At 34.9% G+C, this 11,272-nt stretch carries 10 protein-coding genes; 2 read left to right on the plus strand and 8 right to left on the minus strand.

Annotation, left to right across the window (positions count from 1 at the left end):
• The first annotated feature begins 149 nt into the window (after positions 1-149).
• The gene (locus tag ACNQFZ_RS08425) at positions 150-1,844 is read left to right on the plus strand and encodes a methyl-accepting chemotaxis protein (protein ID WP_458414832.1); all 1,695 of its coding nucleotides are present in this window, start codon (positions 150-152) and stop codon (positions 1,842-1,844) included.
• A 63-nt stretch (positions 1,845-1,907) separates the two neighbouring features.
• Here the strand turns inward: ACNQFZ_RS08425 and ACNQFZ_RS08430 are convergent, their stop codons facing one another.
• The 4 genes from ACNQFZ_RS08430 to ACNQFZ_RS08445 form a co-directional block, all read right to left on the minus strand.
• The gene (locus ACNQFZ_RS08430) at positions 1,908-2,606 is read right to left on the minus strand and encodes a YetF domain-containing protein (protein ID WP_458414833.1); all 699 of its coding nucleotides are present in this window, start codon (positions 2,604-2,606) and stop codon (positions 1,908-1,910) included.
• 78 nt (positions 2,607-2,684) lie between these two features.
• Positions 2,685-3,188 carry a hypothetical protein gene (locus tag ACNQFZ_RS08435; protein ID WP_458414834.1) on the minus strand — a complete coding sequence of 168 codons (504 nt, stop codon included), beginning with the start codon at positions 3,186-3,188 and terminating at the stop codon, positions 2,685-2,687.
• A gap of 12 nt (positions 3,189-3,200) precedes the next feature.
• Positions 3,201-5,207 (minus strand): PAS domain S-box protein, encoded by a 2,007-nt coding sequence (locus ACNQFZ_RS08440; protein ID WP_458414835.1) that lies wholly within the window; start codon positions 5,205-5,207, stop codon positions 3,201-3,203.
• Positions 5,208-5,288: 81 nt separating this feature from the next.
• Positions 5,289-7,988 carry a PAS domain S-box protein gene (locus tag ACNQFZ_RS08445; RefSeq protein WP_458414836.1) on the minus strand — a complete coding sequence of 900 codons (2,700 nt, stop codon included), beginning with the start codon at positions 7,986-7,988 and terminating at the stop codon, positions 5,289-5,291.
• Between the two features lie 209 nt (positions 7,989-8,197).
• On the opposite strand from ACNQFZ_RS08445, the gene ACNQFZ_RS08450 reads away from it, so the two are divergent.
• Complete coding sequence (locus ACNQFZ_RS08450) at positions 8,198-8,551, plus strand: DUF805 domain-containing protein (RefSeq protein WP_458414837.1); 354 nt, start codon at positions 8,198-8,200, stop codon at positions 8,549-8,551.
• A gap of 65 nt (positions 8,552-8,616) precedes the next feature.
• Here the strand turns inward: ACNQFZ_RS08450 and ACNQFZ_RS08455 are convergent, their stop codons facing one another.
• The 4 genes from ACNQFZ_RS08455 to ACNQFZ_RS08470 all read right to left on the minus strand — a co-directional run bounded on the left by ACNQFZ_RS08455 (position 8,617) and on the right by ACNQFZ_RS08470 (position 11,152).
• The gene (locus ACNQFZ_RS08455) at positions 8,617-9,996 is read right to left on the minus strand and encodes an MDR family MFS transporter (protein ID WP_458414838.1); all 1,380 of its coding nucleotides are present in this window, start codon (positions 9,994-9,996) and stop codon (positions 8,617-8,619) included.
• A gap of 168 nt (positions 9,997-10,164) precedes the next feature.
• Positions 10,165-10,608 carry an Hsp20/alpha crystallin family protein gene (locus ACNQFZ_RS08460; RefSeq protein WP_458414839.1) on the minus strand — a complete coding sequence of 148 codons (444 nt, stop codon included), beginning with the start codon at positions 10,606-10,608 and terminating at the stop codon, positions 10,165-10,167.
• A gap of 10 nt (positions 10,609-10,618) precedes the next feature.
• The gene (locus ACNQFZ_RS08465; RefSeq protein WP_458414840.1) at positions 10,619-10,861 is read right to left on the minus strand and encodes a spore germination protein; all 243 of its coding nucleotides are present in this window, start codon (positions 10,859-10,861) and stop codon (positions 10,619-10,621) included.
• Between the two features lie 21 nt (positions 10,862-10,882).
• Positions 10,883-11,152, minus strand: a complete 270-nt coding sequence (locus ACNQFZ_RS08470; protein WP_458414841.1) for a spore germination protein — start codon at positions 11,150-11,152, stop codon at positions 10,883-10,885.
• Between the last annotated feature and the right edge of the window lie 120 nt (positions 11,153-11,272).

Consider the following 11,272-nt stretch of genomic DNA (forward strand, 5'->3'; position numbering starts at 1 on the left):
CTAAAAAATGATAAAAAATCGCCTAATAATTTTCGATTATTAAACCCTATTTTTTTAATTTTAAATGTATAATATTAATATTCTAACTAGGTATTTTTTCCTAATCAAGGTAAGAATTTTTGTTCCAAGAGGGGAAGATGATAATAAAAATGAAAAGTATTAGAATAAAGGTTTTATTTCCCATTTTTTTTATGTTTATCTTTTTTACATGTGTAATGATTGTCCAAATTATTTCTATTAATAAAAGTTTAGAACAAATAAACGAAATCACGAATACCTCTTTTACCACACTATTAAAAGCAGATGAATTAAAGCTTAGTGTTGTTCAGGTTCAGCAATGGCTTACAGATATAAGTGCTACCAGAGCCACAAAAGGGTATGATAACGGTTTTGATGAGGCTGAAAAATACTCACAAAATGTACAAAGTCTACTTTCAGAACTAACCAAGATAAATCCGCAAAACGCACAAACGCTTGCAGAAATTAAACAGAATTTTGATAACTATTACGAAACGGGTAAAAAAATGGCCTATGCCTTTATTGATGGCGGCCCATCAGAAGGAAATACAATGATGGGGGAATTTGATAGTACAGCAACAGCTATTAACAATAGTGTTGATTTATTTGTAAAAAATGCTGACCAAGTAGTTAACGAAGACATAGCGAAAATAAAGAAGTCAATTTTTAACACCATCGTCTTAACCATTGCTGCCATCGCCATATCTTTGCTCATTTGTCTAAACGCATGGGGATTTACAACAAAGAAAGTGATCAAGCCAATCCGTTTGTTATTAGAAAAATTAGAAGACCTTTCAAATAAAGGCGGCGATTTAACCCAACAAATTGTGATAAATAGTCAGGATGAAATCGGACAATTAGCGAATGCAACAAATAAATTTATTCATAATGTCCGTACAATCGTTGCAAATGTTAAGGAAAATGCAACCCAAACTGCAGCTTCCTCACAGCAATTGGCTGCCAGTGCTGAACAAACTGGACAAACGACAAGTCAGGTTATTGCTATGATGACAGAGGTTTCTGATGGTACAACGAAGCAAGCCAAACATGCAAAAGATATTTTGCATATGATGGAACGTGCTGTTTCGGACGTATCAATTGGGCGTGAGCAAACAGAAAAAAATCTAGCAAATGCCAAAAATTCTACTCAATTTGCACTTGAAGGTGAACAAGCTATTAAAGAAGCGGTTACACATCTAAAAACAATTACACAAATGGTAACTCAAGCAACTGAATCTGTGCAAAAGCTCGGGAAACGTTCGGAGGAAATTGGCGGAATCATTACTGCCATCACCAACATTGCAAACCAAACAAACTTACTTGCTTTAAATGCTGCGATTGAGGCGGCGCGTGCTGGCGAAGCAGGAAAAGGATTTGCCGTTGTAGCAGATGAGGTACGAAAGCTAGCAGAGCAATCTAGACAATCGTCTGCGCAAATTACGGAATTAATTCAGCAAATTCAAGCTGAAACTTTGAGCACTGTCCACTTAATGGAGGACAACGTAGTCGCGGTTAAAGAACAAGTGCAAATCATTGAAAAAGGGCAAAATTCCCTGCAACAAATCGTCAAGGCGGTTGAGGAAACAGAGGTTGAAACAGACATTATCAATAAGACGTTCCTTGCACTAAACGAAAATTCAGCAAAAGTTCTATCAGCTATTCAAGATATTTCAAATATTATTGAACAACTGGCAACAAGTGGGGAAGAGGTTGCATCCGCCTCCGAAGAACAAGGGTCTACTATCGAAGAAATCGCTGCAAGTTCATCAGAACTTGCCCATGTTGCGGTGCAATTACAAAACCAAGTGAATAAATTTACTGTTTAAAGCCAACGAGGCTGACCCATCTTGTCTTTGGATCAGCCTTGTTTTTTATCATACAAATTTATTTCAATGCAGCATATCATTTTTATTATCAATATATAATGTTCCATCTTTTTGCACTTCTGCATAAAAGATATCAGAGATTGAGTTTATACCAGATAAATGTAGTTGTTCCTCCAACCATTCCCTATCAAGGTTTAACTTATTTAAATTACTTTCGTTTACGTTCCCATCAGTAATAATGGCAATTGGAATGGGATATAGGTCAACATTAGGCTTTTGAATATTCATGTCGCTTTTCGTTAAAGGCAGCTTCATTTCCTTTTTCATTACCGAGAGAGTACCGTCTATTTCAAAAATTGCATATTCTACGTCGGAAGCCGAAAATATGTTTTTCTTCCTCAAAAGTGCATTTAGAGAATCCATATCTAATCGTACTTTTCGGAGTGCGTTTTCCATGATTTGGCCCTGCCTAATCAAAATGATAGGCTCCCCTATAACTGCTTTACGAACAGTTTTGGATTTTATATCCATAAAGGCCATAAGGATGGTAAAAGCACTCCAACCTACTAATGCTATCATTCCATTTCGGATGCTAATGGATTGATCAATTGCTAAAGACGCCCCAATCGTGCCTATTGCAATGGCGGAAACAAAATTGTAAAACGTCATCTGTGATATTTCCTTTCTCCCCATTAGCCTTGTTAAAGTCAATAACGTAATAAAAGCAATTGCGAGCCTAAGAATAAGCACCGAAACAGACATATAAAAAAACCCCTTTCAATAAAAAAATCCATAGGATACTTTTATTATTCCGGGGTTTTTGATTAAAATGTATATATTCTATCCAATATTATGTTTTCTCCAATAATCATAGATTGCTTCCTTAAATATATCCGCTAAATCCTTGTTCTTCTGCTTCTTTAACCATTCTGTTTGCTCAATTGGCAAATTTAATTTTAAGGTGATCTTTTCATCAGGCATCTCGTATTTTCTTATTTCCTCTAATGTAATTCCTTCCTCAACATTTGGAAACGTAAGATCGTTTTCATTTACAATGTAAAAATCTTGATAGTCATCAATATCATTCAATTCACAGTATAGATTAAGCTGCGGCAATCCTCCTGACAGGCTTTTTAGATTCATATAGGAAGTTATCAGCCTGCCATCTTGCAATTCAATCTCTACAATCAAGTTTTCTTCATTTTTATATTTTTTCACTGTCACTTCGCTTACAACCATATCCAATTCCAGGGTATACCCTGCACTGGATTCAAAAATATAGATTGCACTATTAAATATATGGATCGTTTTCCCATCAATTTTTACCGTTTTAACCTCAACCATAAAAATCGTCCCCTACTTTTCCCTTAAAATACCTAATAAAGCAGGCTCATCATTATATTCAATGATAGCAACACTTACCTCGCCTATGCAAAAGCTTCCATCAGGCTTTAAAAATCTATATTGGGATGTTTTCTCTAATTTGTTATCACTTTGAAATCTCATCATTAAACGATAAGCTGCATTGACACGGTCATCTGGATGAATGAAGTCAAGCATTGTCTTTCCTAGAATATCTTGAATATCGTATACGCCAAGAAATTCAACGGCTTTATTATTTACAAATTCTATTTTATCCTGGCTATGAACAAATACCACTTCTGGATAAAGATCAAGCAAACTTTTATATCGTTGCTCACTTCTTAGCAAATCTCTTTCAGCGTGTTTTTGATTGGTTATATCTTGTGCAATCCCAATAACCCCAACCATTTCCGCATCAATGATAAGTGGGACTGCAATAACACTAATTTCAATTATACTGCCATTTTTATGAAGGATCTTTGTTTCAAAGCTTAAAGACTCACCATGTTTAACTGGTTTAATTTTTTCTAATGTTTTAGCAAGCTCATCTTTACAAAGCAATGGTATGAACATTGTTCCAAGCAGTTCGTCTGTACGATAGCCAGTGATTATTTCGGCATTATTATTAACATCCGTAATATGTCCGTGTAAATCAACTATAAAGCTAGTTCCGATATTATTTTCAAACAATGTTTTATATTTTTGTTCGTTTTCTGCCAACTTTTCGAGAATTTTCTTTTCCTCTGTTATATCTCGAAAAACGGAAGAATACAATATTGGTTCATTATTCTCATTATAAATAACATTGATTTGAGTTCTTTGAACGTACAAGTCTCCGTTCCTTTTTTTATTTATAAATTCACCTTCCCATACACCCTTTTCATGGATCACACTCCAAAGATGATTATAAAATTCCTTATCATGCTTTCCGGACTTCATCATACCCGCTTTACGGCCAAGCACTTCTTTGGGACTGTATCCAGTCATTCTTTCAAAAGATGGATTCACATAAATAATGTTGCACAGTAAATCGGTGACTAATGCCCCGTCCAATGTATTATCTACTACACTTTTTGTGAGTTGAAGTTCAAAATCTATTTTCAACTTTTCTGTTATATCCCTTATATTTACTAAAACAATCCTATCATTTTCTGTTTGAATTAACGTTGCTCTAACTTCAACATCAAGAATTCTACCATCTTTATGTATATATTTCCGTTGTCCAACAAAATATCCGTTCTTTTTTAAGACAGTTTCTACATTCTCATTTACAGAGTTAGAATCATGACAAATGATTTGAGAAAGGGATTTCCCAATCATTTCCTCCTCTCTAAACCCTAGCATTTCATTAAAACGTTGGCTAGATTCAACCACGATCTTCCTTTCAGGGTCAAAGGCATAAATTCCTTCGGTCGATTGCTTCATCATGGAACGGTAACGCTGTTCATTAAAAAAGATCTTACGCTGCAGTTTTTTAATCTGTTCTAGTTCAAGTTTTAATTGCTTCCTCGTACTTTCATTTATTTTAGATTCAGAGATTACAATTGTGCAAAACAATGAAAAGAAAAGAATGAAATAAACCAAATCACTGGACTTCCAAATTGGGAAATAAAGATGCCCATATTTTATAAAAAAATATGAAAAGGCAGACAAACTTAATAACGTGCTTAAGACAATGTTTTTCCAATCTCGGTACAGCATACTAAATATAGGCGGCAAAAATAAAAAAATAAGGTTGATGTAATCAACATTATTAAGATTAAGAATAAATAATGTACTTACAAATAATAATGTAATTAAATACATCGTTACTTTCGTGTATTTCTTATAAATAACTAAACACGTAATGGTTAATAATGGAATAAAAGTAACAAGAATAATTCCGCTAATAACTTGAATGTTTGAAAGAATCATATTAATTGTTATATCTACCAAAAAAAAGCCCCAAAGTATTTTTAGCATCAATTTATTTCGATCATGGACGTTATCATTCGCTTGCATGCAATCACCTCTATGCTGTAAAAAATATCTATCACCACGTAGAATTCAAATGAAGAACAGGCATACACCTGTTCTAAATACTCATGAATGTTGTAGACAGTAAACTCTATTTCGTCCATTTTCTTTCGCCCTATATAGCGCATTATCGGCGACTTTAATTAATGATTCATAATGTAGATTTTTATCAGGTATAACTGTTGCTACACCTACGCTAATTGTAACGACTGGCTTTACTTTTGAATGTTCGTGCGGTATACAAAGTTCTGCAATACTGGAACGAAGTGTTTCGGCCACAAATGCTGCACCGCTTTCATCTGTTTCTGGAAGAATCACTGAGAACTCTTCACCACCATATCGAGCTATAAAATCACTAGGACGATGTAATACGTTTTTCAAGGTGTTGGCCACTTGTTTTAAACAAGTATCACCAATCAAATGCCCATATGTATCGTTATAAACCTTAAAGTAATCGATATCCAACATAATTAATGAAATCGGTCTAGCATATCGGACAGCATCCTTCCACTCCTTGCTAAGTATTTCCTCATAATATCGCCTGTTTGGAATTTCAGTTAATCCATCAAGCTGAGAAATCCTCATTAATTTATCATTTGCTTCCTTCAGCTTTAACTCTGCTTCCTTACGTTCAGTTATATCATGAATGATTCCTAACATTGCCGGCTTACCATTATAATCAATGATTTTGGCCCCAACATTTGTTGTCACAATCGTACCATCGGATTTAACAAACCGTAGCTCATTTACCTCATGGGTGGAATAACCAAATTTAAAAGCTAGTGTCATATTATAGGCAGCGATTTGTCTATCATCAGGATGCAAAAATTCAAAAACGGTTCTTCCAATAATGTCATCTTTATTTTTTACTCCAATAAATGTGAGCGCACGATCATTTACAAATTCTATTTTTGTTTTACTATGGACAAAAATGACTTCCGGAGAAAGGTCAATTAAACTTCTATATCGCATTTCACTTTGTAGTAATTTGTATTCTGCTTCTTTCTGTCTTGTAATATTATGGGCAACAGCGATCACACCTACAGGCTTGTCATTAATAATGATTGGGGTGGCATTCATTTGGAAATAGGTAGGATCCCCATCTTTTCGAATAATTTTTGTTTCAAAGGTGATCGATTCCCCATTTATGACCTTATTAAATTGTTCAATAGTTACATCAACATATGACTTACTAACTAACGGTATAAAAGAAGAACCAATTAACTCTCTCTTCCTATAACCAGTGGCCAGTTCTGTCGATTTATTTACATTCTTAAAATGCCCTTTTATATCAACCGTAAATGTAGCACTATGATTGTAATCAAAGAGCGATTTATATAGTTGCTCACTTTCAATCAATTGAATTTCAATTTGTTTTTGCTTCGTAATATCTCTTAATGAACCAGTGGTGCCTTTAATCTTATCATCCTTTGCAAACATTAATCTTGCATACACTTCAATCCAGCGATAGTTACCGTCCTTCGTTTTAAAACGGACTTCAGTATGGTAATGATCAACTTCTCTATTTATTAATTGCAAAAAAAGCCGATGATTGCATTCTTTATCATCTGGATGAATAAATTCTATAAAGTTCATTCCAAGGCTATTGTTAATAGAAACTCCTGTAATTTCATTCCATGCCTTATTTAGAAAAGTCCAGTTTCCCTCGTGATCAGTGGTGAAGATAACTTCTTTCACAGTGTCAACAACCAATTGGTATTGCTCTGTGAAGGACTTATAGTTTTCTTCGCTGTTCTTTATTTTGAGCTCGTATTCTTTGCTTTTCGTAATATCTCTAAAATGCCAAATTTTACTGAAAGCTATCCCATCTTCTGATTTTATCGGAATAAAGTCTCTTTCTAAAACTCTTCCATCCACTAACTGTAGTTGTTCACCAACCACAGGCTCATTTTGCGCCACAATTTCTTGTTTTCGTTTAATAAAAGCTTCTCCATCAACAAACTGGTCCTTTGTCTCCAGTTCAAGCTGATTTATATCTTCATTAATGAGATTAATTGATTTCGGGAAATGAAATAGGTTATAAAAACTATCATTTGCTAAAGTAACCCGTTGCTCTTCATTTTCAACAAGGATGCCATCCTGTAAATGATTAATAAGTGTATGAAACCTTGAGTTTGCTTCTTCCAAATTGGAATTTGAATCGATAAGTTGGGTAAACAATTTGGTTGCATCATCAATATATTTAGCAACAAAATAAGCGAGCAGCCCCCCGCTGATTGAAATAAACCAATGATAAGATAGAATTTGTTTAAGGATGTCTTCCCCTTTTGTAAATATGGTGAGATTTATATACAAGGTTACGTTGATTAATAGTATTGAAACTATATTCATGACGAAAAATTTATAGAAGGACCTTACTTTAATTTTCGTTAAAATCGAGCATATTATACCTATCAATATCATGCAGAACATAGCTAAAAGAGATACGTTATTTATTCCAAAAAGAATCCTAGTTGCTCCAATTAGAAGTGAAGAAACGATGGCGGCAGGTGCACCAAAGAAAGTAGCCGCAAGTACGGTAGCAATATGTCTTAAATCAACAATCACCACAGAATTCACTCTAATGCTAAAAACCATAAGTAAAAGCCCAAGGAAACCAAAGACAACACCGGCAATTAGTTTGGTTTTAACGCTTTGAACGAAGGAAGTATAATCAGATCTTGAATAAATAAAGCGAGATAGGATTCCAACTAAGAATAGAAAAGAAATAATGATCGTAACATTCAATAATAAGTCTTTTAGCACAGGTCTCACATCCTATCAACCAAGTATTCTTTCATAATATCAAATGCAGGCACCTTTTTGGAATAATTACTGGAAAATACAATAAGTTGCCAAAAACCTTAAATTTATTGTTAATTCCTGTATATTTTCACTATTTGTGAAGGAAATAGTTGGAATTTGTCGAATGTATATTAATTAAGTAATGGAAATTCATTAGGAGGTGTTAAGTAATGGAATGGTACTTGAAAGTTATTAAAAATTATGTTGGGTTTCAAGGCAGGGCGCGGCGAAAGGAATATTGGATGTTTACCCTATTTAATTTTATTTTTGCCGTAGTTATTGGTATTGTTGAAGGAATTTTTGATCTTCCAGAGTTTTTATCTGCTATTTATACTTTAGCTGTTTTTTTACCGTCTTTAGCTGTTGGCATTCGTAGACTACATGATACTGGAAGAAGTGGTTGGTGGCTTCTAATTAGCTTAATTCCTTTAATTGGTGCGATTGTATTAATCGTCTTTATGTGTGAAGATAGTAAAGAAGGGGACAACCAATACGGCCCCAATCCTAAATTGACTTTTAGTTAAAAAACAATGGGACGCTTTCTTTGTTGGTATGTAGACCACAAAGAAAAACGTCCCATGTTTCATGTTTATCCTTCTGACAGCTGTTTCTCCTTTTTAAGTAATAACGTTCCCGCTATGAGTAGGGCAGCTATCGCCAAAATCACTAATAAAATAAACACAGTATGCAAACTCGCTGCTAACACTTGGCCCTTTAGCTCGTCACTTAACCACAACCCGGAAACTGCGATTCCAATGGCTTGTCCTAAGTTTCTCATTAGATTATTTGAGCCTATAGCTGCTCCGCGCAATCTCCAATCAACTGCAGATTGGACAATGACTGTAAATACCGTTAATGCCAGGCCAAAACCAAATCCCAGAATGGCTGTCGCAATCATCATGACCGGCATCGTTGTGTTTGTCTGGAATAAAACTAGGCCAAGACAGCCAACAGTATTAATTGAAATACCTGTAACCGCTAAACGACCAATATTGTTTTTCCTCAGCCATTTACCCGTTAAAAATGCCCCAATTGGCCAAGTTATAGACATTGGCATTACAGTTATTCCTGATAAAGTCGCATTTAAATTGGCAACCCCTTGTACCCATAATGGTATATAAAAAGTAACGGCTACAAGGATAAAACCTAACAAAAATCCTGTGAGGTTTGCTACCATTATAGATTGAATCTTAAATAAAGAAAGTGGTAGCATCGGCTCCTTTCCTTTCGCTTCAACCCAAAGAAAGATCCCTACACTCACGATTGCAACTATAAATAGAGTTAAAATGCCGCTTGTCATATGTTTTTCTTGTTTCAATAATGTTAAGGCATACAAAAAGGTTGTCATACTGATTGTAAAGGTAAGGATACCGACATAATCGATAATTTGTTTTTTCTTTTCCACATGTTCGTGTAAGGAAACCGACAAAAGAATAAATGAAACGATACCAAATGGAAGATTCAAAAAGAAAATCCAATGCCAAGAGATTGCGTCAACAATAAAACCACCTGCAAGCGGTCCAACAATACCTGCAATTCCCCAAACACTACTGATCATACCTTGTATTTTCGCTCGGGCTTGTAATTCAAAGACATCACCAATAATGGTATACGGAATGGTCGTCAAGGCTCCCGCACCAATACCTTGAATTAACCGAAATACGACTAACTGTTGCATCGTCTGCGAAAAACCCGAAAGCATGGAACCAATTAAGAAAATGATAACGCCAATGGTAAACATCTTCTTTCTTCCATACAAATCCGCTAATTTACCAAAAATCGGCGTACTAATAACTGTTGCTAATAGGTAAATAGAAATAACCCACGTATACAAATGACTACCACCAAGGTCTTCAACAATTTTCGGCATTGCTGTACTGACAATCGTTCCTTCAATTGCCGTTAAAAACGTTGCAATTAATAAAGCAATCACAACGGATTTCTTATTCGTATTAGATGTTGCATTCATAAAATACCCCCTATTCCAAGAACATCAAATAAGCATACCTTATCTAATTTAATATGCTTTATATAGTTTAGTCAAAAGAAACATTGGAAACATTGGGGACGGTTCTCGCTGTTTACCTAATATTTCCCAAAAAATAAAAAAAGCAACTACAAAATTGGTGTAGTTGCTTTAAAGTACATCCTCTTCCTGGTAAAATGCAAAATCAGCCGTTCTTCTTGGATAAGAAATAAGCAGTAATCCATTGACGTGCTTTACACTTAACAAATGACTTTCCGTAGCTTCCGCTAACTCAATTATGCGTTCAAATTCCCCATAAACCCGTTCCTTTTTTACCTCAGTTTCAGCTAAAAAAATAGGCTTAATTGAATATTTTATCAGCAATTTAGTACTAGTGACTAATTGAAGCAGTATTTCTTCTTTAGCGACTCCAGGTGTTTCAATTATCATAAAATTAAAATATTCGTTTTGATATAGGTCATAAATAGGTCTACAGCTGTCCCCTTTTTTTAAAAAATCATCTGGTGTTTTTTGCTTTAGAACACTTGACCAAAAATCACTTTCCCGATATTGATTGGTTATTTCAAGCCATTTCCTGATCTTTTCGATGTCCATGTTCTACTCCTTAGATTTGGTTTGCGATTGGCATCGATGGATTCGCAATTTGATCTTGATCGCTTACATCAGGGTCTAAAGATGCAGAATTTATAACTGATGAACTAGGAGCGATGTCTCCTAGCGAAAAATTGGCCCCATAAAATTTCGTATTCGCTGTATGGCTATTTTGGACAGTTGATCCAACATCAATATTTCCATTTTGTGTAATACCATTTATTTTTATATTAACAACATTAATTTGAAGTGGCATGTAGTCCTTACCCCCCTTTATTTAAAAAACTGGTGGAGCCGGTGGAATTGGCGTATTAACAAAGGCATTATCGGTAGTTCCAATGGCGGTTTGATCATTCACATCCGGATCATTTAAAAGATTCTCCATAATGGTCTCCGTAGGAGAGGTGTCCCCAAAGGATGAAGTAATGCCTTGTGACTTGTTATTAGTTGTGGGGCTGTTGTAGGCAGCTTCACCAATCGTAATCGATCCATTACCAGAAACGCTGTTAACTTTTAGATAATACAAATTAATGATAGTAGTTGCCATCGTTTCAAACCCTTTATCTTTATAATATTTAAGATTAGGGTATGCCAGCATTCACCCATATGTTACCGTTTATTTGTCCACTTCTTTACTCATTTCGTAATCCAGCAGCTCCCTATTCCT

The organism is Schinkia acidoalkalinis, assembly GCF_054301215.1.